We start from the raw sequence: 233 nt of genomic DNA, 5'->3' as shown, positions 1-233 counted from the left end.
CGCTCGTGGTTTGCAGGGTGGAGGCTGACGACAACATGGCGAACGACAGGCAGAACAGAGCAAGCAAACAACGCATTGAAACGATTTCCCTTTGAAGGCCGTCTGCCGTTGTTATTGGGCGGGTTTGGCATGTGGCGGCACCGACTCGCTGCGCACTGGGTAGGCGTGCTGGCGGCGGTCAGCGAAGAAGCATTCTAAGGTTCGCCCGACGGTGCGGAATGCCAGCTCGGTCC

At 60.1% G+C, this 233-nt stretch carries 1 pseudogene; it reads right to left on the bottom strand.

What is annotated here, in order from left to right:
* Positions 1 to 111: 111 nt before the first annotated feature.
* Positions 112 to 233: pseudogene (locus ACFZPT_RS27095) on the bottom strand (NUDIX hydrolase); the annotation flags it as partial.

The organism is Pseudomonas sp. MD330_10, assembly GCF_042610415.1.
In the GTDB taxonomy this organism is placed as follows: Bacteria; Pseudomonadota; Gammaproteobacteria; order Pseudomonadales; family Pseudomonadaceae; genus Aquipseudomonas; species Aquipseudomonas rhodesiae.
The sequence above is the reverse complement of the archived record's forward strand: the minus strand, read 5'-3'. Positions and strand labels throughout refer to the sequence as shown.